We start from the raw sequence: 23,864 nt of genomic DNA, 5'->3' as shown, positions 1-23,864 counted from the left end.
CTATGAACATCCTGAAAATGGCGGGGGATGCGGGAATGCTGGTCGTACTTGACGGCAGAATCGGTCGCACCGAGTACCGAAGCGTCCATGGAACCTTCGATGCATTTCAGCGTTTTGTTCAGGCATTGGAATCGGCATTGGCTAATGTTGACGGGTCCGATGGGCCTCGGGGCGACCTGTGCGAGGAGTCTTCATCGTGAAGAAATGGCGCCGGAGCATTACTGATAGGGAGACCCTCACCCGGACCCGGAATGTTCATCTGGCCTCTGGCCATGAAATCGGAACGGGTACAGGACATGCTGGTGCCAGATCGTGTTTGCTCACACTGGGGAACCAGCTCGATCAAGCGGAGAGACCGATGAAGGTTTCTGTAATCTATGCCTGGGTAACGGTGCTTACTGCGGCCGCCACCGGTCTGCTGCCGATCTCGTCCTACGGCTATGCGCTCGATCCGCAACTCGACTGTAGATCGAACGCACATGCGTTTATCGCCCCGCTGCTAAAGGATCGGTATATCGATCCGAAACCGATGCGCGTCGAAGCGAACTCAGTCAATGCTTTTCGACTGGCGCACGGCAGCAACTTGACGGCATTTGGATTTCGCGTATACGCCGTCCTCGGGTATGAACACGGAGATGCACTGTTCAAACGCGGAGATGGTCAGCCTATTGCGGACCCAGCCTATGGTGCGGTAGTAATCGGCGCCGCCGAGTCAGTAGAAGCGCACGCGCGCCAGGCCGGCAGCCGCGCTGTCATTCATCAAGTAGTGCCCCTCTTGCTAACGGCCATTTTCTGCAGCGGACCGTGATGCACTCAGCGGTGCTGTCATGTATGCAATGCGATCGACAAATGGGGCTCTTTTGAATTTCAGGTCGCACATGAACGTCCAGTCTCCCTGTCCATCGAGCAGGCAACCATCGGTGACCCGATGGCTGCCGCGCCCGCCAAACGCTTACCGGTCGATGCCAAGCTCCGGCAGAGACCGCGTGCCTTCAACCGCTACCGAATGCAGCAGATCCGGATCGAGGTCCAGTACGCGAAGGATCGTCGGTGCGACCTGCGTGGTCAGAACCGGCCTGTCGACGGTTCGACCGTGGCGGATTCCCGCATACGACACGACGAGACCCAGATGGCTGTCGTCAGGTGCATTGCCGCCGTGCTCCTCGTCCTTCGCCGTGCTGGACGTGTAGATCACGCCAGGGTTCGGCTGCACGATGATGTTCGGGGTACGGCCACGGGCCGGATCGCCAAAGCGGTCTGCGAGGGTATCTCCGTGCAGGATATACGCCTGCGGACCGTCCGCGCAGATACCGGGCGCATTGCAGCCGAGGTTTGCCTTGAGCGTCGCAACCGCTGCGTCTGTCTGGCTCGGGTCACGCAACCAGATGAGCCCGACGTCGTCGGTTTGCACCATGCCCGTGTCAACCAGACCCGTGCCGTCGTTCAGATTGCCCGACGTCGTGCTGTTCTGGCCAAACTTGCCGTTCGGATCCAGGTAGTTGTTGGCTTCGAGCAGTTTCGTCAGCGTATCGCCGTTCTTGACGAGCTTTGTGTGATCGGTCGGCGACTGGCCGTGCTTGGCCGTCACGATGATGACCGTCGTGGAGTACAGGTTGCGCTGCTTCAATTCCGCGACGATGCGGCCCAGTGCATTGTCGGCGTAGCTAATCGCGCCTGCAACCTGTGGGCCAGGCGTGAAACTCGCGTCGAGATAGCCCCCTCCCGTTGCCACCGTCGCCTTCTGGGCCACGCTCAAGGTCTGGAAGTTGAAGCCGAACACCGTCGGCACGGGCGCGCCAGTCGTGCCAGTCGAGTCCTTGCCGTCGATCTGGTTGATGATCGCCTGCACGTGATAGTTATCGAACTTCTCGGTGTGCGTATAGGTGTCGAGGTAGTACGTGTTCGTAGCCGGGTCGATCGAGTTGATCTCGGTCCGCGCCAGATCGTCAACGCCGTGACCAGACGGCCCGTTCACCCAGTCATAACCCCAGGCGTGCTTGTCCGCCCAGGCGGTACGCGCACCGTGGATATGGTCCTTGATGACCTCGAAGACCGTATTGGTCTTTATGTAGTTGTGCGGATAAACCGGTGTGCAGACGCCATTGATCAGCGCATGCGGAATGGCCTGCGGATTGAAGGCGCCGCCGCCGTCGAGGTGAATCAGCGGGCCACCGTTCTCTCCATCGATCCCGGTCGTCTCATCGAACACGACGTTCCAGCCCTGCTTGCCGGAGCAGGTCGGATCCGTCGGAGCATAGAGGGTGCGGTCGTACGACACGTCATAGAACAGCCCCACGCTCTTCGGGGAGCCTCCGGTCACCAGTGCAGCAAGGCCCGGGAACGAATCCGACAGGCCAGGCGTGTGCGCATTCGTGTAGGTCACGCCTGATTTAGCCAGTACCGCCAGATTGGGGCAAGTATTCGCGCCGATGCAACGCGCGACATCCTGTTCATGCAAACCGTCGATGCTGATCAGGAGCACGCGCTTTGCGTCCTGCATCTCATGAGCTTGCGCGGTCGAGTGCGCGCCAGCCAGCGCCATTACAGCGGCACCGACTGCTACGCTTAACCGGGACCACTTGCCTGTCTTCTCCATTTTTCACCTCGTTGTGCTGCGTTGGGATGGGCTTGCGCTGAGTCAACGAATATGGATCCAGATTGCGAAACCGTGATGACGCCTGGCTTTCATTTAGACATCGGCCGCGCGCTAGCGAAGCCAGCGCGCGAAGGTTTTGTCGCGACAAGGACGGTTAGACGAAGCCGGAGGCGCAGCGCACTGAGTGATGACCCAGGCGCAAGATTTCATCGTGGCGCGGGGAGCCATCCCCACAAAGCAGCGAGGCCGGACCAGCATCGGGAATCGGGGTTCAGCGCACGTAGATCGTGGGGGTGCCCCCATCGGCGGGCAGGAACACTTCGGAACGCGCGCCGTTGCGATCGATCACGATGGAGCGTGGGCGCACGTCGGCGAGCGTCGCGCCCTGCGTGAGCGGCGCGCCGAGCGACACCGTCCTGGGCGAATCGCCGCTGATGCTCACGATTGCCGCGGCGCCCCGTTGCAGTGCGAGGATGCCGAACACGTGCACGTCCTGATTCGCGTTGTGCGTGATCTGGCCACCGAATAGAGTCGCGGCCCCGTCGGCCGAATCGGGTGCGCGCACGGTGGCGACGGGCAAGGGCGCGGAGTGCGCGGTCAGCGTGACGATCAAACAGGTCAGCGTCGCGCACAACATGGCGAAGAGCGCGAGTGACAGAAGGCGGATTTGCAGGGTGTTCATGCTGTCCAACGTACAAACGATTGCAAAATTGCAGATGTTCAATGTCCGGGTTGGTTCACCTGCGTGGGCGAGCGTGACAAGACGACGGTACCACGGCGGGTGCATCCCTGAACGAGGCCACGGCGTGCGGCTTCCTTGAACGCCGCGTTGATTGTGTTCACGTGGAAGCCTAGATCGTTGGCCAGCGCGCGCTGCGAGGGGAGCCTGTCGCCCGGCGAGAAGACACCCGAGCGGATCGCTTCCTCTATCTGTGCTGCGATCGAGAGGTAGACCCGGCCGCGAATTCTGGCGAAGTCCACACGCCATTCGGCGGTCGTCGCGCGCGATATCGACGACTGACGCGTCGCCGCCGTTTGCAGAGTATTCATTGTTACCTCATTGGAAGCCCACAGTCGAAAAGGCCGAAGGATTTAACCGGAAGAGCGTCAGATTTGTCGGGTGTAGCGCGAGACGAGCTGAATTCGCATCCGCTACTCGTGTGTCGAAGGAAAGGCTCTTTACGGGCGCGACGGGACCAGTTTCTGTCTCATCCGCGCCAACGATTGAACCTTTGAGGAGACGTCCATGACCTGTTTGAGGTTGCGGTCAACACCGTTGTGAAAGAACGCGCCTCGCGCCATAGCGTTGCGCAGGATTGCCGCGTCAAAACGGAGTGAATTGGATCACTGGCATGTTACCGCTTTACGGCATATGGCTTACCAATGTCATACATTCCGCCGCCCCATCCGCTAAACGTTGTTGCTCCGTAGAGGAGATAGTTGCACGCGCATCCGTTGCGGGGTCCAATGAGTAACATGAGGAGACCTGTTTTTCGGATCGCGGAAGCGATTCGCCCAGACGAAGAGCCGGGATCGGATGTTGCCTGAGTTCAAGGTGATATGCCGGATCTTAATATTCCTTTAAGTAGCGACTAGTACCTTACGGCTCCTCAAAGCACGCGGTACGAGCAGCACCAGATCATGAGCACCAGAATTAATTTGCGCGGGGTAGCAATCACCGGCGTCGCGCCTGCTCTCGTTGGTGGTTACGCGGCGGGTCGCCGCGGCGCCGACGCATCGCAAACGGCATCTCACGACACCACGTCGACGGCTCCTGTTCCTGCAGAAGCCAGTAAGTGGCGTGCGTGCCGGTACGCGAGACTTCCTGGCCACCCATGGACCTCGGGTCGTGCATATCAGCGCGAAGCACACCGGCAACCCGGATGGCGACAGCGGGGACAATCGCGCAGGCGAGAGCCTCGGCTCCGGCTTCATCCTCACCGAGGACGGTGTCGAGCTGACTGACAATCAGATCGTCGACGGAACCGATATCGTCACCGTGAAACTGACCGGCAGGCGCGACTTCCACGCGCGGATCATCGGCACAGACAAAACGTTCGATGTACCCGTGCTTTAGATCGACGCCAGCAATCTGCGGACCGTGAAGATCGGCATTGTCAGCGTCAAATCGCGCACGCCGTCCACGCGGTTACACATTGCTCATTGAGACCGACGTCCCCGTCAATCCCGACAACCCGGGCGGACCGCTCTTCAACCTGAAACGCGAAGTGATCGGCATCAATTCGATGACCTGCTCGCGCACCGGTGGGTTTCAGGGGCTGTCGTTCGCGATTCCAGGTGACGAAGCGATCCGGGTCAAAGACCAGATCGTCAAAACGGACGCGCGCATAACGGGCAGAAGGCGGGGATGGCCTTATTACCCGCTTCTTTCGCCCCGATCTGAAAGATGAAACTCTGCACAAATTTTACCGGGAAGGGGATAGACGATGGACCAAAAAACGCGTGAAGCCATCTTTAAAATGAAAGATCGCGGCATGCGGCTGCGCGCTCAGGTTGACGAGGATGCATCGCACTTCGTGACGGTCGAGCGCGCCGAGTTGCGAGGCTTGCTGATTGATCATGCGTTTGTTTGCGGCTTTGCGCTTGGCATGCCGCCGATCGCAGAAGAACCGAGGGAACAGGCGTGAACGCTTCGAAGCCTTGGGAAGACGAACCGGACGAATTCACGCTGACCGCGTCCGGGTTGTTCGCGCGCGCGATCGCGTGCGAAAAATTCAACAGATCATTGAGGCGCTACGGGAGCCGCAGCCGGGCGGATTTTCAGTCCTTCAGCACCTCACTCACATGATGCTGGTGAAGGCGCTTCGATTGTTTCTCGAATGCGTCGATGACGGGGTTATCTCGCGCCGTAGAAATGACGGTACTGCCACGCTGCCTGCTTCTTCAACTCATCGCCTGGCCATGGCCCGGTGCCAAACCTGCTTATCGAAAGAGGGCTCAGGTCAATTGGAGGCGCGCCGTCGATGATCCACGCGGCAAGCGCTTCGCCCAGTGCCGGGGCAATGGACAGGCCCGCGACGTTGCAGCCGCTCGCAAAGTAGAAGCCACGAATTGCCGACGCTGGCCCGACAATGTGCTGCCCGTCGGCAGTCATCGTTGGCAGCCCACCGCGATGCTCACGCACCGCTGCCTTGAGAAGGACGGGGAGCTGAGCCTCGACGTCTCGACCGTAGCGCCAGAGCAACCCGGCATCAAGCGACAGATCCTTGATGTCGAAGTTGGTGTCGAAGTCATTCATGTCGAAGAACGACGGGTTGTCCTCGTAGACCCCCCACAGAAAACCACCATCACAGGGCCGCATATAGACGGCAGCGTCCATGATCCGGATCATCGGCAAGTCTGCCCGGGCGTCGGGCACCGGCTCGGTGACGAACAATTGCTGCGCTGTCGTGACAAGAGGAACACGAATTCCGCTGGCTTCGGCCACCTGTCGTGTCCAGGCGCCGGCGGCATCGACGACAACCGGGGCATGCTTGCGACCGCGCGTGGTGTCGACACCCGTGACCTCGCCATCTTCGATCAGGACGCGCGTGACCGGAGTCTTCGGCAGTACCTCTACACCGTGCGCCTGCGCCGCAAGAGCGAAGCCGACGGCTAGCTGGGCGGGATTGAAATACATGTCATCGCCGATGCGCATGACCGCCGCTACTCCCTTCGTTTCAAGAAACGGGTTGAGCCGGTGGGCCGCGTCCAGGGAAAGCTCCTCCACGTCCAGGCCGTGGCGCCGGCCGCGCAGGATGTCTTCCTGAATGACCTCGGCGTCTTCCGGGCGGCGCGCAACCTTGAGGCTACCCGACTGCACCCAATCCAGAGGCTGGCCGGTGTCCGCAGAGAATCGCCTGATCTTGCCTGCCGCCAACGTGATCAAGTCGATCATCAAGTCATTCTTGCGCAAGCAACTGACCATGCCAGCCGCTCGCGGAGAAGTCTGTGAGCCGATTTCGTGCCGCTCGAGAAGCGCGATGCGGTGGGTGCCCCGTTTAGCCAGGTACCAGGCGGTAGCCGCTCCAAGTCCACCGGAGCCGATCACGATCACATCCGCAGATTTGGCCATCGCTGCTTCTCCTGTTGGGCACGCCAGTCGACCTGTCGGTTGGGGGGCGTTACAACCATGATATGCCTCAGGAGCGGACTGGGAACGGCACCCAACTCACGAATGACGGTTGGACATTGCGGATTCATCCCGTGTTGCATCCACCGGTTGAATCCGCACCGATGACCTGCCGTTGAGGCACGCATGAAGGACGTCAGTATCCGCGGTCTGAGCACCTGCGCGTCTTCTACGCTACTTCATCGCGAATACTGTAACGTGACAGCACCGCGCCTATTGCCCGGTCCTTCTCGTAACACCCATTGAGAAGACTACGCCTTTCACACCGTTCGCGATCAGTTCGAACAGCGCGCTGGTTTCGGCCGCGTCCCTTCTGGCATACGATAGACAGCAGAGGGAGAACTGGTCGAAGCGGTCAAGCCTGGCGAGCGCGCATGGCACTTGCCGGCTCTGTCGGGCGGCCTTGGAGCCTCTGCACGATTTCGCTGGGGGGCGCGAAAAGAAGCCTTCGCTCATCCGAATTCAACAATTGACGGAGCTTAAGATGCCGAAGATCCGCGAGTCCTTGATCCATGAATTGCACCCAACGCAGCTCACGGTGGGGATGATTGAAGTCCTGGACAAAAAGAAACACCTGGTCTCGCTAACGCAAAAAGAGCAACAGGCGTTTATGCAAGCCCATCCTATACCTGCGGTGGTTGGGCCGGCCGGGAAACTCTACATAACCGATCATCACCACCTCGGGCGAGCCGCGCTGGAGGCCGGCGTCGCTAGTGGGTTCTTCCTGGTGGAGGCCGATCTGTCTAATTACGGCCTGGAAGATTTCTGGAAGGAGATGGACAGGAACCTGTGGGTTCACCCCCTCGACGAGCACGGGGTGCGTCACTATTACCCGGCCATCCCGTATCACCTGGAAAAGTTGGTCGACGACCCCTATCGTTCCCTGGCCGGATATGTACGTGATGCCGGCGGTTACCTTAAAACGCCTACCGCTTTCGCCGAATTTGTGTGGGCTGATTTCTTCCGTCGCTCCATAGCCGTTGAGGATCTGAAAGCCGACTTCCACGCGGCAGTCCAGAGCGCCGTCGCCCTCGCAACCGGCGAACTGGCCAAGGGTCTGCCAGGTTTCAAGGCGGCGCCGTCAAGTTGAAGTGTTAGCGACGTAGGAGCGGAGAGCACGCACATTTGCCCAGCAGGCAGACGAATTCTGGGTGGGCGCGGTGAAACGACGCCACATGGAAAAACGTACGACTACCTTTCATCGCCCGACTTACCGGAGTGCTGCGCCATGAGCCGGAACCTCGGGATCAGGACTCCACGTCCTCGAGACTGAAGATTTCCGTTTTGTCGTTATATGAGAAGATCTCGCCGTAACGGCCCCAGTTGATGACGGCGTCGAGCGTCTGTTGCGCCGCGTTGTCCGACAGAAAATCTTCCAGTTCCTGCTCGAAACGCACGCGCGGCGCGCGATGACCGGGGCGCTCGTTCAACACCTTCCTGATCCGCGCGGCGAGCGGCACGTGCCGCAGCAGATGCTCGGCAAACATCATCTTGCGTTCCTGCGTGTCGAATTCCGCGAAGGTGCGTGCCTGTAGCGTCAGGAAGATGTCGCCTTCACGTACGTCCGCAAAGCCGAGATACTGCAGCACTTCGGCGATGGGGAACAGATCGTCCACCTCGAGCTGCAGCGAACGGGCGATTTCCGGCATGTCAGCGCGGCCGTGATACGGCGCAGCGGCCAGCGTTTCGATCAGACCGGCCAGCAGGTTGGTCGACACGGGCGGTAACCGGCTGCCCAGTTCAAGCCCCAGCCTCGTCGCTTCGTCGGTCTGGCGGGCGGTCATCTTCGCATAGATGTCGTCGACCAGGGCGCGGAACGCCGGGTCCAGCCGGTTACGGGGATGCTTGAACGGCACCTTGATTTCGGCAATCACGCGCCCCGGATTCGACGACAGCACGAGAATCCGGTCGCACATGAACACCGCTTCCTCGATGTTGTGCGTGACGATCAGCACCGACTTGATCGGCATGCGGCCCTGGGTCCACAGGTCGAGCAGGTCGGTACGCAGGTTTTCGGCGGTCAGCACGTCGAGCGCGGAGAACGGCTCGTCCATCAGCAGCAGCGTCGGATCGACCACCAGCGCACGCGCGAAGCCCACGCGCTGGCGCATGCCACCCGACAGTTCGCGCGGATAGGCGTTTTCGAAGCCGTCGAGACCGATCAGGTCGATCGCCGCCAGCGCGCGTTTGCGGCGCTCGCTCGCACCTACACCCAGCGCCTCGAGGCCCGCTTCCACGTTCTGCAGCACCGTCAGCCACGGGAACAGCGCGAAGGTCTGAAAGACCATCGCGACGCCTTCAGCGGGGCCGTTGAGCGGTTTGCCCATATAGGTGACTTCGCCGCCCGTCGGCTCGATCAGCCCGGCGATGATGCGCAGGAGCGTCGACTTGCCCGACCCTGAACGGCCCAGCATACCGACGATCTCGCCCTCGCACAGTGTGAGGTTCACATCGTCGAGGACGAGCAGTTCGCCCTGTGTCTTGCTGAAGCCACGGCTCACGTCCTCGACGTGCAGAATTTCGTCACCGGGGCGCGGCGGCATCGACAGCGTCTGGATCGGCACGGCGGTTAGGGCGGCGTCAGGATTTTGCATCGCGTGTCACTCTTGATTGAGCCGGAGCTTCGCTTCGGCATAGGCGTACATCGGGCGCCACAACAGGCGGTTGAACAGGGTCACGAACAGCGACATCACAGCGACGCCTGCATTCGACGCACCGCCCGACGCGGTGATCGCGCCGGTGATGCAGGCGGGCCGGGCAGCGTCAACTCACCAGGTTTTACGCCAGGTAGATCGATAACCTGTACCTGGTTGGGCTACGGCAGCCTGCGCCTGAAAATCATTCATGTTTGCCTCCTGAATACTTGCCCAACGCTCAGCATGTTCGTCATGGATGACGAACAGATGACGCGCGTCATCGGGATGCGGTCGCATGTTGCGCGGTCATCCGATCGGGATCGGTGATGGAAGATCAATCCATTGCGATGACCCTTCACCGCTTACTTCCGCCGATCGCGTTGCCGGCGCAAATGTTCTTTCCACGCGGCAGTGCGATCGCGGATGAAATTGCTCACTTCGGCGGTCGATGACAGATCGGGCGAAGCCTCTTCATAATGCCCCTTCTCATTCCTGATGGGCAGCGCTGCAACGCGAGCTGCGTGGATCTTGTCGAGCCTGGACGGCGTCGAGGAGTTCGGGTGATGCGCTGACGATACCGGAACCGCGACGCCCTCCAGTGGGTCATCTTTGCGCGCTACCTTGAGCGTCAACACGTCGGCAAGCGAAGCCGCGTTTTTGTCGCGATCGGTCAGCGGATCAGTTTTCCACCGTTGGTGTATCGTCTGGAGCACCGAGGTGTGATCTACCCGACCCGGGGGGTGAAAGACCGTTCCTTCCTTGATCCATGGCGAAACGAGTACCGCCGGCACTCGCACCCCGAAGCGGCTAAAGTCAAACCCGTACTCCCCGATCGTCCCATCGTTGGGCGGTGCCGCGTCGGTCGGCGGCGGCACGTGGTCGTAGTTTCCGCCGTGCTCGTCGTACGTAATGATGAATAGGGTCGACGAACATTTCGCACCGTTGCGCAGCGCGTAGTAGGCCTCGTGGATGAGTTGCTCGCCGGCCACGACGTCGTAGTTCGGGTGCTGACTGTTCCCGGCTGCGTCCCAACTCGGTTCCAGGAACGTGAAGGGCGGTAGCTCCCCAGCGGCAGCTCGCTCCTTGAAGTCCCGAAAATGGCCGAAATGGCTTTCGTCGGCGTGTTGCGTGTCTGGAAAATCGTGGCGAGTAAGAGGATCACGGTTATATCCATAGATCGCCCAATCAAGCCCCTTATCCGAGAGCCGCCCAAAAATGCTGGGGCAGGTGAAGATCTTGACGTGATCGTCCAGATGACCCTGCGATGTAGCGGCGAGCGCAAACGCGCGATTCGGCATCGTCATCGTCGGAACCGACGCGAACCACGCGTCGGAAACCGCATAGCCCCGGGCAAGCGCTGACAGAACTGGAAGCAACTCGGGGGTGTACATGCCCATAATCTGCGGCGCTGCCGTGCCGGGCAAAGTGTCCCGGTAGTGCTTCGCGAGATCTGTAGCGATTGCCGATTTGAAGTTGAGAACGAAGCCCTTGTTGTCCGGAACTGCGTTCGGAGCCGGGTCGTCGGTCGAGTAGAGCTGGTAATTCGTGTTCTGGAATCCCTCGCCGGGATCGGCGCCCGGCATCAGATAGACGTGCTGGTCGCTCTTCTGAATCTTGTACACAGAAACTTCCCGGCCGAGTTCATCGGGATTCGATTCCTTCCCCGTCAGTCCGTCAAATGGGTCATCCGACAGCGAGCGGTTATTGCTGTCGCTGTAGAGAAAACCGAGCATCTGGTCGAATGATCTGTTCTCCAGCATGAGCACGACGATGTGATCAATCTTTCCGAGTTGATTCGCCATAACCTGCCTCCCAGGGGGAACCTCGTTTTCCGCGCAGACTGCGCCTGGACGAAGAAGTATGCACGCGAAGGTCCGGCCAGCAAAAGGCCACTCGATGTGTTCCTTCCTATGCCCCGACCGTGGCCACCCCCGACTCATCCGCTCGCGCCACTGCAAACACCTCTCGCGACACAATTCGCACGGTTCGTCGCATGCCCCTCGAAAACAATTCGGCCCCCGCACAGACTGCAGCCATCGAGTCCGCTCATCCTGCCAGGGGGCCAGCATGTCTACCGCTATCGCCGTGCATATAGCCGCTGCAACCCTTTCTGTCATACTGGGAGCGGCCGTGCTTCTGACCGAAAAGGGAACCCCGCGCCACAAGTGGCTCGGCCGTCTCTGGGCGGCGGCGATGTTCGCCACTACGCTCAGTTCGTTCGACATCCGGGAACTGAATCCGGGGCATTTTTCCTGGGTGCACGGGCTGTCGTTGCTGACGTTCGTAAGCGTCGGGCGAGCGATCTGGGCTATCCGGCAAGGCAACGTTCGCGGTCACCAGCTTGCCATGCGCGGATCGTTCATCGGGCTCGTCCTGGCCGGTATCGCCGCAGTGGCTACGCCGCACCGCGTGCTGAATATCATCGTGACGGGATGGATCGCATGATTCCTGGCAGCAACGTCAAATTTCCCGATGCGTCCGCCGGACTCCCTGTCCCGGCGAAACAGCTGCTGACCGAGTTTGCCCGCGAGGCCGTGCTCGTCGTCATCGGCAACGCATTGATTGCGGCTGGCCTTACCGCGGTCGGCATCGGCAAAGGCCTCGGAGAAAACCTTGTCTTCAGCGAGGCGATCGGGCTATCGATCATGCTGCTGCTCCACGTCGGCCGCTATAGTCTTCAGCGCAGGAACGCGCTCACTGCGCCCAGGCTCGCCATAGTGATGGTCGTCGCCATCATCGCAGGCGCCGCAATCGGGCGGATCGTCGCGAGCGCGCTGCTTGGCCTCGACATCGGCAAGACGTTCGCCACCAAAGAAATTGCCATGACTGGCTGGATCGCGCTGGTCGCGACGCTGCTGGTGACCTGGTATGGCTGGTCGCGCGCCCGGATAGCCGGTCTGAGCGAGCAGGTGGCCCGCACTGCGTGGCTGCAGGAAACCGCCGAAAAAACCGCGCTGCGCGCCCGTCTACAGGCGTTGCAGGCACAGATTGAGCCGCACTTTCTCTTCAACACGCTGGCGACCCTCGATAGCTTGATCGTGTCCGATCCGCCACGCGCACGCGAACTGCTCGGGAGCCTCAATCGGTTTTTGCGGGCAACACTGGAAGCGTCGAGAACCGAAAGCGAGACCCTGTCGGTTCAGTTTGCGGTGCTGGACTCGATGCTTGCCGTGCATGCGATGCGCCTGGGCCCGAGGCTCGCGTATTCACTCGATCTTCCGGCCGATTGTACAAAGCTGGCGGTGCCGCCGATGCTGCTGCAACCGCTCGTCGAAAACGCACTGAAGCACGGTATCCAGGCCGCGCTGGCAGGCGGACGGATCGATGTGAGGGCAACGCGCGGCGAACAGCACGTCGAACTCACCGTCACCGACACGGGTCCAGGCTTCGGTGCGACGCCGGGTACGCAGGGCACGGGCATCGGACTCGCAAACGTGCGGGACCGGCTTGCCGCGCTCTATGGCGAGCGCGCTTCGCTGACCCTCATAGAGAACGCGCCGCACGGAATTGTTGCGAGAGTCCTGCTTCCGGCGGACGATGCTCATCGACTGGAGGGGGTTGAGAGCGCATGAAGATCCGACAGCCACGCACTGCGGCACAGCATGACGAGGGCAAGACCCGTTTGCCGGAGGCGTCTCGTGCTCCCACTGCGCTGATCGCCGAGGACGAACCGCCGATTGCTGCCGCGCTTGAGCGGGAGTTGGCGGCGGCGTGGCCTGAGTTGCAGATCGTCGCGGCGGTCGGCAACGGCCACGCTGCCATCGAACGAATCGGCGCATTGCAACCGGACGTTGCGTTCCTCGACATCTCGATGCCGGGCGCGACCGGTCTCGATGTTGCGCGCGCGTGCGCGAATCTCGCGGCGCCGCCGCAGATCGTGTTCGTGACCGCATACGACGAGTACGCGTTGGACGCGTTTGACGCCGCTGCCATCGACTATCTTCTGAAGCCTGTCGATGCCGCGCGGCTCGCGCGCACGGTCGACCGGTTACGCGTACAGCTTGCCCGTGCGCCAACGGATGGGGCGCCCGGCGCGCAGGTGCAGGCGGATCTGCAACGCCTGGTCGGTCAGCTGGAGCAGATCACGCGCGGCGTCCAGCTGGGTAACCGCACGCAGGACACTGGACGCAATGAGCCGCTACGCTATCTGCGCGCATCCAGCGGACGTGACATCAGGATCGTGCCGGTGGAAGAGGTGTTGTACTTCGAGGCTGCCGACAAGTATGTCGTCGTCACGACGCGCACAGGCGAACTGCTGATTCGCACGAGCCTCAAGGAACTGTGCGCGCAACTAGACCCGGCGCGCTTCTGGCAGGTGCACCGAAGCACTGTGGTGAATGTCGACCAGGTGGAAAGCGCATCCGTCAGCGCACTGGGGACAATGTCACTCAAGCTGCGCGGCCACAGTGGCGCGGTTGCGGTTAGCAAACAATACGCGCATCTGTTCCGGCAGATGTGAAGCGGCAAGCATTGACGGTGACGTGTTGAGTGCGTACATGGCGGTTCCGTCTATCGACGCCACGGCTGTTCCAGTTGGCGCTGGGATCTTTAGCAGTCCATTCGAAGCTCGCTGTTCAAATTGCATACGGCAAACCCTGAGGCATGAGAGCGCAATGGGCGAGGCGTGCGCCGCATCATGTTCGTCCGACGAGTCCAGTGGATACGTGTCGCAATGAAGCGATCCTGACGCGCGAGACGAGCCACGCCGCCAGCACGAACCATACCGCAGCGACGGCGAACGCGGCAACGTAGGCGGGGCCGGCACCGGCAAACCCCTTCACCCATGAAAGCATCCACCCAGTCGCGGCAGGACCGAGGATCTGCGGCAGCACCATCGACACGTGCCAGATGCCCATGTCCTTGCCGGCGGACGCGTCGTCTGGCAGAACCTGCAGCGCAAGTGCCCAGTCGACGGCCTGATAGGTGCCATAAGCGGCGCAGAAAACCAGTGCGACCGGGATCACCAGCAAGACGTGCGGCCGCAGCGCCAGCAGGACAAAGCCGATCGCAGTCCCGGCCATGATCCAGCTGGTCAGGCGGACGACGGGAACGACGCCGTGGCGGTCGGCGAGCCGTGCGCCCAGCAGGCTTGCGGGGATCGCCAGCACCACGCCGACGCCAAGCAGCGCATTCAGGAGAGTGGTCGGATGACGAATGCCTATTACGTCCTGCAGGTAGTACAACATGAAGGTGAAGATCGACCAGATTCCCATGTTCCCGAACAGGCGGGTTACCAGCACCCAATAGAAGTTCCGGTGCACGCGCGGATCAAGATAGAACGAGCGGATGAACGCGAAGAGTTCGAACCGCTCGCGGGATCCGGCCGGCGTCGGCTCGCGTGAGCCGCGAATCGTCAGCCAAAGGCAGAGCAACATGATCGCGATGAACGTGGCGACCGCGGGATATACGCGACGCGGAGAATACAGCGCGACGAGCACCACGTTGCCAGTGATGGTGCCGAGCACGGTCATCACGTTGAGCCACGCGCTCGCGCGGCTAGCTTCCTGTTTCGGTACGACATCGGGCACCAGCCCGGCGTAGGGGCCCGCCGCCCAGTTCCACCAGAATTGAAGATGCAGGAACGCGAGCGTGTACAACCACACGCTCCCTGCACCGTTGAACGATGCAAGCCATACCAGTGCGACCGAGGTGCCGAACACACCGGCGACGAGAAACGGTCGCCGACGCCCATGTTTTGCAGAGCAGCGATCCGACAGCGCGCCGGCCAGCGGGGCCACGAGCATCGCAATGAATGCGCCAGCCGCGATGACGGAGCCGGCCACGCCTTCCTTTACCGCGGCATCGCGTCCGAGCATTTCGGCAACCTGTGCCGGCACGAGCACCGGAACGACCGTCATCCATTGGGCAAAGAGCGCAAACCACAGCGACGCGATCTGTATGTGACTGAGCGTCGACAGGCGAGGGTCGGGTGGTTCGACCGACACCTCCTGGGCTGGACTGGGTAGGGTCATGTCGGAAGTCCATGAGCATCGCGCCAACAAGACCCTTAAGCGCGGGTCGGGGCGATCGCGGTACGCGGCCGCAGCGTCGCCATGATCAGGTACATGCCGCCGCCGATCACCACGCCGAAGAACCAGCCATATGTATTCCACCAGGCCGGCAGCAGGTTGGTGAAGTTGGGCAGGAAGGTCGAAAACACGCTGCCGACCGCCACCGCGGCCAGCGCGTTGACGTTCCAGCCGCCTTCGTAGCGGTACTCGCCGTGCTCCTGGTAGAGCGCCGCGACGTTGATGTTGCCCTTGGCCACCAGATAGTAGTCCACCAGGATGATCCCCAGCAGGGGGCCCATCGTGGCGCCGATGGCATTGACGAATTGCGCGGCGTTGCCTTCCCACGGCGCAAACGGGTAGAGCACCAGCGCGATGGCTGCGGCGATGAAACCGCCCTTCCTGAAGCTGATCCGTCTGGGGAACGTGTTGGAGATGTCGAACGCCGCCGAGACGAAATTGGCCACCACGTTGATGCCCAGCGTGGCGACTGCGAAGGTCAGCGCCGCGATGAGCGCCAGTAGCCAGCTGTCGAACCTGGCTGAGATCTGCTCGGGGTGCAGCAGCACTTCGCCGTACACCTTGAAGGCGGCGATGGTGGTGACGCCGGCGACCAGCGAGAACGCAATCAGGTTGACCGGCAGGCCCCACAGATTGCCTTTCCTGACGGCGTCGCGGTTCTTCGCGTAGCGCGAGAAGTCGCAAAAGTTCAGGTACAGCGCTGCGAAGTAGGTGATCCAGGTCGCGCCCACTGCCATCAGCGCCCAGAACGAGCCGGGCTCGCCGCTGACGCCGGCGTCCCTGGTCTTCTCGAGCAGCACGTTCATCGGAATGCCATGGTCGAACGAGAAGCCGCCGGCCTTGACGCACAGGCCGATCGCCAGGATCAGCATCGCGACCCACACCGCCGGACCGGCCAGGTCCTGGAATTTGCGCACCGTTTCCATGCCCTTCTGGATGATGAGCAGCTGCAGCGCCCAGACGACGAAGTAGCAGATCACCTCCAGCGCCGGGTGGCCGAGGAAGTGCGTGCCCTTGTGGAACTCCATCAGGCTGGGGCTGCGGATCAACAGCGCGACTATCGCGCTCGAAGCCGCTGCCGTCTGCGCGCCGTACCAGAAGCAGGCCACCACGGCGCGCACCAGCGCCGCCAGGTTGGCGCCCCACACGCCGAAAGAGGCGCGCGCCAGCACCGGGTAAGGCACACCGGTCTTCTCGCCGGCGTAGCCGATCAGATTCATCAGCGCGAAGATCACCAGCGAGCCGAGCCCGATCGCCAGCACAAAGTTGATGAAGCTGCCGCACAGCAGGAACAGGCTGGCGGCGAGGTAGTAGCCCCAGAGGCTGTGCACGTCCGAGGTCCAGACGTTGAAAATGCTAAAGGCACCCCAGTTGCGCACCCTGGCGGGCGCGAGATCTGCGTTGTAGAGACCGGGGGAAGGATTGCGGATTTCCATCTGTCATCTCCTTTGAGTTCGTGTCCGGTGTGACGGCGCGGCAGTGTGGCGGCAACGGGGGTGTCACGCCCGTCAACCTCGAGGATTGGGGACCGCCCAGACAATACAATTCTGGCAGGTTCTTTTCGTCTTTGAGCTACAAGTGCTTGCCAGGTACCCGGTTCCGCAGGATGCTGACAGCCAGACCTGGGAGGACCGCAAATGCATGCCACTGCTCCATTACAAGTGACCAGGCCAGAGGCGGCCGCCCGTCTGCTTGAGCTTATCCAGATGCGGCTCATTTCAGAAGCGATTCACGTTGTGGCGGCACTGGGAATTGCCGATTTGCTCGCCGATGAACCGAGGAGCATCGAACAACTGGCTGAGGCGGCCGGCGCCACCGCGCGGTCTCTTGGGCGCACGATGCGAGCGCTGTCGAGCTTTGGCGTCTTTTCAGAAGAAATGCCGGGTCGCTTCGCGCTGGGACCTCTGGGCGAACTGCTCCGGCGTGACGCAGAGGGGTCTTTGTACTCCGCGGCTCTATTCTTCGGTGGCGAAGCCGGAGCGAGCGTCGTCGAGCTTTTCGAGCACTGCGTCAAGACGGGGGAAAACGTCGGCCAGAAACTCGCTGGCGCCTCCAACTGTTTCGATTGGCTGCTGAGCACCCCCGAGCGGACGAAACTTTTCAATGCCACGATGACCGCCTTCTCGACCCTTCATATGATCGGGGTGCTGGAAGCGTATGACTTTTCTCCAGCTACAGAAATCGTCGACGTGGGTGGAGGACATGGAAGGATCATCGCCGACATTCTGACGCGGAATCCGGGCATGCACGGCATACTGTTCGATCTGCCTCACGCCCTGGCGGGTGGCCAAAGCACAATTGCCCAGGCTGGACTGGAAGACCGCTGCGAGGTCATGTCGGGCGATTTCTTTGCCTCCGTTCCTGCCGGAGGGGATACTTACATTCTTTCCCGTGTAATCCACGATTGGGATGACGAAAAGGCAACCGCAATCCTGAAGACCGTCCGCCGGACCATCGCTGCCAACGGTAAACTGGTCTTGCTGGAAGCGATGTTGCGCCCGGCCGCGAGGACCATCTATCCCGAACTCTCCGACCTGAACATGCTCCTTGTGACAGGAGGTTGCGAGCGCACCGAGGCGCAATATCGTGCGCTCTACCGCGCTGCCGGGTTCGAGCTGATCCAAACGGTCGAAACAGGTTCGCCTACCGGCACGACCGTGATCGAGGGCAAGCCGATCTAAGTCTCTCGCGCGTTTTGAACGAAGTAACGCTTCGACGAAAATAGAGGATGGACGGACAAACAACCGCTCATGGCGTCATGCGAGGGTCGCGATATCCATGATCTACATCCCGCGATTGGGGGAGCTGCCACGTATCAGAACTTCCACGTGAGATTGCCCATCACTCCCTGTTCACTCGCGTTGTTGCCAAACTGCCCGGTGTAGTACACCCCAAGCGACAGATTGCGCAGCACCGCGGCGCCGATCCCTGCCTCGAGCACCACGCCATCGCGCGCAATCGGCAGCCCGGCGACGCTGAACGGCACTCCACCGCTGAACGCCTGGGTGACGGTGGCGCGCGGATTGCCGTACACGTGGCGCCAGCCGAGCGAGCCGCCGGCCGTGAGGTCGAGCTTGACCGAGGCCGCAGCCCCAGATTGCCCCACTGCGCGCCGCCGTACAGCCCGAGATGGTAGTCGTCGCTTGAACCGGAGGAGTTGCGCTCATCAACGTCGAACGACGAGTGGTCGTAACCGGCCATTACGCCGACCCGCCAGGTGTCGAACACACGCGTATCGGCGCCGATGGCTTTATTCACCAGACAAATCGAGACTAGTAGATGGACTATTCCAGGTCAAGGTTCGCTGACAGGATACTTTTTGATCAGTCGCCCCGGAACAACCCGGCAGGCTATGCCTGACGGGGCTTCGAGTCCGAAATGCGGTTGGGGAATAGTAGGGCGTGGCATATTAATGCGGCAAACCCGCAATTCTTGACGAGGTACAGACGGGTCTAAAGACGCCAGGCTCAGCTGTTCCCCGAACCGGTGGGTCAGGCACGTAGGCCGCTGGCGACCATGACGAACCGTATCGGCTCAGCTGCTCGATCGGGAGGTGGGCCCGACCAGCAAGCAGCCGCGATTGCGGATTTCGACAGGCTGGAACGGGTCCTCACCTTCACGTTCGCGACAGCTGTCAGTCAAGGAACTAGCGGGCCGCTCCTGATGTCAGCGCATTAAGGCGCGAGCCGCTTACCTCAAGGGCGCGCGCTGACTGAGTCCGCATTCCGCGTCGAAAGTTAGTCTTGACAGGAGGTTGCATGCAACGCCGTCGATTCATTGCCATGACCAGCGCCATATTCGCATCAGGAGGACTGTCACTGAGCGGTTGCACGACGACGCCAGCGTCGTCGGACGCGACACCCGAGGCCAACACCGGGCGGCGCCAGTCACTCGACGCGGACGCGAACGCGACCCTCGCACGTCTTTTCGCCACAGTCCACGACTCGCGCGAACTTGTCGACAACGCGCGCGGCGTGCTGGTGTTTCCTTCAGTGTTCGCGGCCGGATTCTGGTTCGGCGGACAGTACGGCCAGGGCGTCTTGCGCGTCGGCGGGCAAACGAGTGGCTATTACAGCATGGCCGCGGCGTCGTTTGGCTTGCAGATCGGCGCGCAGTCGAAAGCGATCATCATGCTGTTCATGACGCAGGAAGCACTCGACGAATTTACGCACAGCCTCGGCTGGGCAGCCGGTGTCGACGCAACCGTCGCTGTGCTGAAGGTCGGCGCGAACGGCAACGTCGACACTTCGACGGCAACAGGCCCGGTCCAGGCCTTTGTGCTGACAAACGGCGGTCTGATGGCCGGCGTCTCGCTGGAAGGAACGAAGATCTCACGCCTGATCATCTGATGCGCTGTCACCGCAGTCTGCGATAGCGCCAGCTCGTCCCGGACATTCTCCGGTCCCTGGATTGCACGGTGCGTGTTCAGGGATGAGCGGTCCGTGGAACCGCGGTGACGACAGTCTGTCCGGGGTTCAACAATGGAAGTCGGCTCGCCGTTGCGGATTCAGCCGGTGGATGCAACACGCTGAAGACTGTGCGAGCATTTCAGCCTCTGTCTCGTCAGGACAAGCGTCAGGTTGAGCGGGCCATTGCTCCAGACTCGAGAGCGTCGGATTCCCGTATGCGTGGCACTTCTGTACGAACGGGGATGCGAACCTATCCCTTGGTCCAATTGTTCGACGGAACCGTTGAACTATGCTTACAGCACCACTTCGCAGCGATGACACGCCTTGTCTCCCAGGAGTGGTTAGCGCGCGAGCATCTCCATGTCGTGTCGCCATTTGCAGATATTTACCGCTTTTGACGCCGGAAGTGTTCGGCAAAAAAGAGGGAAATGTCGTTTCGGCAAGGCCGATAGTAATCACAGTTCGCCGGTGCGCGGCTTGCCAGGATATGTCGTCGCCCGGTGCTAACAGGAGCAGACCGTGAACATTGACAAGACCGATACCGCTGTTGTCTTTATTGATCCGCAAAACGACGTATTAAGCGAAAGTGGGAAGAACTGGGGTGCGGTAGGTGCGAGCGTGACTGAGAATAAGACAGTCGAAAATATGGAGCGTATATTCAAGGCCGCGAAAGAGAACGGCTTCGGAGTCTTCATTTCCCCGCATTACTTCTACCCGACTGATAAAGGCTGGAAGATGAACGGGCCTTTGGAGGCCGATGAATTCGCGACCGGAACTTTCGCGCGATCAGGACCACTGGATCTATCCGGCTTTATCAATTCAGGTGCTGACTGGCTCGACCGGTTCAAACCATACATTGAAGACGGAGCAACAATTGTTGCGAGCCCGCACAAGGTGTTCGGACCTCAGACGAATGACCTTGTTTTGCAGCTGCGTAAGCGGAACATCAAGAACATACTGCTAGGCGGCATGCTGGCAAACATGTGTGTCGAGTCGCATCTCCGCGAGCTGCTGGAGCAGGGCTTCGAGGTCGCTGTTATCAAGGATGCGACCGCTGGCCCTCGGCATCCAGTTTGGGGTGACGGCTATAGGGCGGCGATGGTCAACTATCAGTTTCTCGCCCACGCCGTCATGGCCACGGACGACGTGATCAATGCGATGTCATGAGTCGGAATCAACGGGGCAGGGCGTGCGCCTTCCAGTAGAAAGACGGTGTCCTCTCAGCTCCGCAGAGGAGGCGCACGAACAGACGCCTGGGATCGACCCTCACAGCACGCCAAGAACGGCCTTCGGCTCAAGAAACGCCTCCAGCCCAAACGCGCCATACTCCCGGCCGATCCCCGATTGCTTGAAGCCGCCGAATGGCGCGGCCGGTTCATGGGCGAGCGTGTTGACGAGCACGCGTCCGGCGTCGATCCGTGACGCGACCTCGTGCGCGCGCTTTGCGTCCGACGAAAACACATAGGCCTGCAGGCCGTAGTCCGTATCGTTGGCAATCGCGATCGCCTCGTCAGTATCGCGGTACGCGATGATCGACAGCACCGGGCCGAAGATCTCTTCGCGAGCGATCGTCATGTCGTTGGTCACGTCGCTGAAGACAGTCGGCCGCACGAACCATCCGGCGTCGATGCCTTGGGGCCTTCCTTCGCCGCCCGCGATCAAACGCGCGCCTTCGTCGATGCCGATGCGGATATAGCGTTGCACGCGCTCCCACTGCTTCTGGCTGACCATCGGGCCGATGGTGGTGCGCGGATCGCGGGGATCGCCCGACTGCGTGCGTGCGACTTCTTCCTGCACACGCGCTTCGAATTCAGCGATCCGCTGCTGCGGCACGAGAATGCGCGTGCCCGCGATACATGCCTGGCCGCTGTTCATGAAGCCGGCCTGAATCGCAAGCGGCACGACGTCATCGAAGTTCGCGTCGTCGAGGATCACCACCGGCGACTTGCCGCCCAGTTCGAGTGTGACGCGCTTCAATGTATCGGCACCGGCGCGCAGGATCGCCTTGCCGACAGCCGTTGAACCGGTGAACGACAGCTTCGCGACATCGGGGTGTGAGCTGATCTCGGCGCCGACCGTGTCGCCGCGTCCCGTCACGATGTTGAACACGCCTGCCGGCAAGCCTGCTTCGTGCAGCGCTTCGGTGACGATGCGTGTCTGGATCGCGCTCATCTCGCTCGGCTTGATGACGGCCGTGCAACCCGCGGCCAGCGCGGCGGCAAGTTTCCCGCAGATGAAGCCCGCGTCGCTATTCCACGGCGTGATCAGGCCGGCGACGCCGAGCGGCTGCATCACGACCTGAGCGGTGCCCGCGCGGCGCGTGAACGTGTAGTCCTGCAATACTTTCGCCGCTTCGAGCAGCACGCTGCTGGCGTGCTGCGCCATCCAGCGGCCACGCGACACCGGCGCGCCATATTCCTCCGTGATCGCTTCGTAAAGCTCGTCCTCTTTCGCGACGACGGCTTCGTGCATCCGCTTCAGCATGTCGATGCGCTCGCGCCTGTCGGTGCGCGAGAACGCGGGAAACGCGCGCTTCGCGGCGGCGATCGCGTCGCGCGCATCCTGCGCATTGGCGAGCCTCACGCGACCGATCACCTGCCCGGTCGCCGGATTGAAGAGGTCGAAGAGTTCGTCGCCGTGCGGCGTGACGAACGCGCCGTCGATATAAATCCTGTCGATGATCTGCATGGCTGTTGCTCCCGGAAAACGTTCTGAACGACACACGATAGCCCGGTGCAATTGCGTTGACTAGGCATACAATCAAGCACGTCACGTTGAGCAATCTGGGACAATGAAAACTTCGGGTCTGGGTGAACTGGAAGCCGTGCTGGCCGTCGCGCGTCATCGCAGCTTTCGCGCGGCCGCGACGGAACTGGGCGTCTCGACGTCCGCGCTCAGTCATGCCGTGGCGGCGCTCGAAGCGCGCATCGGCGTGCGGCTTTTCAATCGCACGACGCGCAGCGTGTCGTTGTCGGAGGCAGGCGCGCAGTTCGTCGACAGCGTCGCGCCCGCACTATCTACGATCCGCAGCGCGATCGAACAGGCGGGCAGCTTTCGCGATACGCTGGCGGGCACGTTGCGCATCAACACGGCGGCTGGCGCGGCGAGACAGGCGATGCCGCTCTTTGTCGCGTTCCTGCGGCGATATCCTGAGATGAAGCTCGATATCGTCACCGAGGGGCGGCTCATCGATATCGTTGTCGAAGGATTCGATGCGGGTATCCGTCTCGCCGATACGGTGCCGCAGGACATGATTGCGGTGCCGTTCGGCGACCGGCAGCGCTTCGCCGTGGTCGGCAGCCCGGCGTACTTTGCCCGGCACAAGCCGCCGCGCACGCCTGCCGATCTCAACACGCACTGTTGCATCCGCACGCGGATGCCGAGCGGCGCAATCTATCAGTGGGAGTTCGAGCGTCACGGTGAAACGGTGCGTATCGACGGAAAAGGCGCGCTGACGCTGGACGAGTCGAGTCTGATGCTGGCGGCCGCACGCGCCGGTCTTGGGCTCACCTATCTGACCGAGTGGACCGTCGCCGCCGATCTGGAAGCGGGCACGCTGGTTCGCGTGCTCGAAGACTGGACGCCGCCGCTCCACGGCCTGTGTCTGTATTATCCCGGCCGCCGCCATGTGCCGGCCGGACTGCGCGCGCTAATCGACATGATCCGCGAACACGCCGATGCGCGCCGTGAGCGCGCATCCAGGAAAACCAGGCCGCGCGCCTCGAGGCGCTAACGAAGCGTCACGACGCGCAGAGAGCATTCCCGGCCAGATGCTGCCGTTCACAGCCGCGCCTGGGTGCTCACGTAGACGAATGAGCCGATCGAGCATGATTTTGAGTTTATCCGGCATTCCCGTCTGTTCCTGCGCTCCCTAGACTGGTTCGGGTGGTGCGGCGCACCAATCGCGAAGTTATCGAAGCGCAGTTGGGAGATGAATGTGGACGACAATGGGAGATCGATGCCGGTCTCCTTCTTCGGGTGGGCGTAGCGCGCCACGCGATAGGCATCCAGGCTTCGGTAGTGCAAAGAATGTCGCAGGTCCCGGGGATTGAGGGATCTGTC

At 61.5% G+C, this 23,864-nt stretch carries 21 protein-coding genes and 2 pseudogenes; 12 read left to right on the top strand and 11 right to left on the bottom strand.

Annotated elements, in window-relative coordinates; translation table 11 throughout:
• The first annotated feature begins 2 nt into the window (after positions 1–2).
• A complete protein-coding gene (locus tag P3T23_RS41075; protein ID WP_429321777.1) occupies positions 3–200 on the top strand; it encodes a hypothetical protein in 198 nt (65 codons plus the stop codon).
• 158 nt (positions 201–358) lie between these two features.
• Positions 359–808, top strand: coding sequence for a hypothetical protein (locus P3T23_RS41070; RefSeq protein WP_429321776.1), 450 nt, complete (start codon positions 359–361; stop codon positions 806–808).
• A 144-nt stretch (positions 809–952) separates the two neighbouring features.
• Here the strand turns inward: P3T23_RS41070 and P3T23_RS41065 are convergent, their stop codons facing one another.
• From P3T23_RS41065 to P3T23_RS41055, 3 genes are all read right to left on the bottom strand, one after another.
• Positions 953–2,596, bottom strand: coding sequence for an alkaline phosphatase family protein (locus P3T23_RS41065; protein ID WP_429321775.1), 1,644 nt, complete (start codon positions 2,594–2,596; stop codon positions 953–955).
• 271 nt (positions 2,597–2,867) lie between these two features.
• A complete protein-coding gene (locus P3T23_RS41060; protein ID WP_429321774.1) occupies positions 2,868–3,278 on the bottom strand; it encodes a hypothetical protein in 411 nt (136 codons plus the stop codon).
• A 38-nt stretch (positions 3,279–3,316) separates the two neighbouring features.
• Positions 3,317–3,646 (bottom strand): GntR family transcriptional regulator, encoded by a 330-nt coding sequence (locus tag P3T23_RS41055; RefSeq protein WP_429321773.1) that lies wholly within the window; start codon positions 3,644–3,646, stop codon positions 3,317–3,319.
• 895 nt (positions 3,647–4,541) lie between these two features.
• Here P3T23_RS41055 and P3T23_RS41050 point away from each other — a divergent pair.
• Together P3T23_RS41050 and P3T23_RS41045 are read left to right on the top strand one after the other, a co-directional pair.
• Positions 4,542–4,956: pseudogene (locus tag P3T23_RS41050) on the top strand (peptidase); the annotation flags it as partial.
• 87 nt (positions 4,957–5,043) lie between these two features.
• Positions 5,044–5,244 (top strand): hypothetical protein, encoded by a 201-nt coding sequence (locus P3T23_RS41045; RefSeq protein WP_429321772.1) that lies wholly within the window; start codon positions 5,044–5,046, stop codon positions 5,242–5,244.
• A gap of 209 nt (positions 5,245–5,453) precedes the next feature.
• Here the strand turns inward: P3T23_RS41045 and P3T23_RS41040 are convergent, their stop codons facing one another.
• Positions 5,454–6,653, bottom strand: a complete 1,200-nt coding sequence (locus P3T23_RS41040; RefSeq protein WP_429321771.1) for an NAD(P)/FAD-dependent oxidoreductase — start codon at positions 6,651–6,653, stop codon at positions 5,454–5,456.
• Between the two features lie 559 nt (positions 6,654–7,212).
• Here P3T23_RS41040 and P3T23_RS41035 point away from each other — a divergent pair.
• The gene (locus P3T23_RS41035; protein ID WP_429321770.1) at positions 7,213–7,818 is read left to right on the top strand and encodes a ParB-like protein; all 606 of its coding nucleotides are present in this window, start codon (positions 7,213–7,215) and stop codon (positions 7,816–7,818) included.
• A gap of 157 nt (positions 7,819–7,975) precedes the next feature.
• Here the strand turns inward: P3T23_RS41035 and P3T23_RS41030 are convergent, their stop codons facing one another.
• Both P3T23_RS41030 and P3T23_RS41025 read right to left on the bottom strand, forming a co-directional pair.
• On the bottom strand, positions 7,976–9,322 hold the full coding sequence (locus tag P3T23_RS41030; RefSeq protein ID WP_429321769.1) for an AAA-associated domain-containing protein: 1,347 nt from the start codon (positions 9,320–9,322) through the stop codon (positions 7,976–7,978).
• Positions 9,323–9,726: 404 nt separating this feature from the next.
• Positions 9,727–11,166: an alkaline phosphatase family protein gene (locus P3T23_RS41025; protein WP_429321788.1), complete on the bottom strand. Its 1,440-nt coding sequence runs from the start codon at positions 11,164–11,166 to the stop codon at positions 9,727–9,729.
• Positions 11,167–11,431: 265 nt separating this feature from the next.
• On the opposite strand from P3T23_RS41025, the gene P3T23_RS41020 reads away from it, so the two are divergent.
• From P3T23_RS41020 to P3T23_RS41010, 3 genes are read left to right on the top strand one after another with little or no spacing between them, the layout of a single operon-like run.
• Positions 11,432–11,809 (top strand): DUF2306 domain-containing protein, encoded by a 378-nt coding sequence (locus tag P3T23_RS41020; protein WP_429321768.1) that lies wholly within the window; start codon positions 11,432–11,434, stop codon positions 11,807–11,809.
• Positions 11,797–12,936: a sensor histidine kinase gene (locus P3T23_RS41015; RefSeq protein WP_429321767.1), complete on the top strand. Its 1,140-nt coding sequence runs from the start codon at positions 11,797–11,799 to the stop codon at positions 12,934–12,936. The genes P3T23_RS41020 and P3T23_RS41015 overlap by 13 nt, the downstream gene beginning before the upstream one ends.
• Positions 12,933–13,823 carry a LytR/AlgR family response regulator transcription factor gene (locus P3T23_RS41010; protein WP_429321766.1) on the top strand — a complete coding sequence of 297 codons (891 nt, stop codon included), beginning with the start codon at positions 12,933–12,935 and terminating at the stop codon, positions 13,821–13,823. Before P3T23_RS41015 ends, P3T23_RS41010 begins: the two co-directional genes overlap by 4 nt.
• Positions 13,824–13,998: 175 nt before the next feature.
• Here the strand turns inward: P3T23_RS41010 and P3T23_RS41005 are convergent, their stop codons facing one another.
• Positions 13,999–15,336, bottom strand: a complete 1,338-nt coding sequence (locus tag P3T23_RS41005) for an MFS transporter (RefSeq protein ID WP_429321765.1) — start codon at positions 15,334–15,336, stop codon at positions 13,999–14,001.
• Positions 15,337–15,371: 35 nt separating this feature from the next.
• On the bottom strand, positions 15,372–16,829 hold the full coding sequence (locus tag P3T23_RS41000) for an NCS1 family nucleobase:cation symporter-1 (protein WP_429321764.1): 1,458 nt from the start codon (positions 16,827–16,829) through the stop codon (positions 15,372–15,374).
• Positions 16,830–17,030: 201 nt separating this feature from the next.
• Here P3T23_RS41000 and P3T23_RS40995 point away from each other — a divergent pair, with 201 nt between their 5' ends.
• Positions 17,031–18,074: a methyltransferase gene (locus P3T23_RS40995; RefSeq protein ID WP_429321763.1), complete on the top strand. Its 1,044-nt coding sequence runs from the start codon at positions 17,031–17,033 to the stop codon at positions 18,072–18,074.
• Positions 18,075–18,208: 134 nt separating this feature from the next.
• Here the strand turns inward: P3T23_RS40995 and P3T23_RS40990 are convergent, their stop codons facing one another.
• Positions 18,209–18,499 carry an autotransporter domain-containing protein gene (locus P3T23_RS40990; protein ID WP_429321762.1) on the bottom strand — a complete coding sequence of 97 codons (291 nt, stop codon included), beginning with the start codon at positions 18,497–18,499 and terminating at the stop codon, positions 18,209–18,211.
• Between the two features lie 48 nt (positions 18,500–18,547).
• Positions 18,548–18,594: pseudogene (locus tag P3T23_RS40985) on the bottom strand (hypothetical protein); the annotation flags it as partial.
• Positions 18,595–19,151: 557 nt separating this feature from the next.
• Here P3T23_RS40985 and P3T23_RS40980 point away from each other — a divergent pair.
• Together P3T23_RS40980 and P3T23_RS40975 are read left to right on the top strand one after the other, a co-directional pair.
• Positions 19,152–19,742 carry a BPSL1445 family SYLF domain-containing lipoprotein gene (locus P3T23_RS40980; RefSeq protein ID WP_429321761.1) on the top strand — a complete coding sequence of 197 codons (591 nt, stop codon included), beginning with the start codon at positions 19,152–19,154 and terminating at the stop codon, positions 19,740–19,742.
• Positions 19,743–20,321: 579 nt separating this feature from the next.
• Positions 20,322–20,969, top strand: coding sequence for a cysteine hydrolase (locus tag P3T23_RS40975; protein ID WP_429321760.1), 648 nt, complete (start codon positions 20,322–20,324; stop codon positions 20,967–20,969).
• 99 nt (positions 20,970–21,068) lie between these two features.
• Here P3T23_RS40975 and P3T23_RS40970 read toward each other — a convergent pair whose 3' ends face one another.
• Positions 21,069–22,490, bottom strand: a complete 1,422-nt coding sequence (locus tag P3T23_RS40970; protein ID WP_429321759.1) for an aldehyde dehydrogenase family protein — start codon at positions 22,488–22,490, stop codon at positions 21,069–21,071.
• A 103-nt stretch (positions 22,491–22,593) separates the two neighbouring features.
• Here P3T23_RS40970 and P3T23_RS40965 point away from each other — a divergent pair, with 103 nt between their 5' ends.
• A complete protein-coding gene (locus P3T23_RS40965) occupies positions 22,594–23,535 on the top strand; it encodes a LysR family transcriptional regulator (protein ID WP_429321758.1) in 942 nt (313 codons plus the stop codon).
• Positions 23,536–23,864 lie beyond the last annotated feature (329 nt).

Origin of the sequence: Paraburkholderia sp. GAS448 (assembly GCF_050435685.1) — a bacterium.
Lineage (GTDB): Bacteria > Pseudomonadota > Gammaproteobacteria > Burkholderiales > Burkholderiaceae > Paraburkholderia.
Note: the sequence above shows the minus strand (reverse complement) of the source record. Positions and strands in the feature narration are given on the sequence as shown.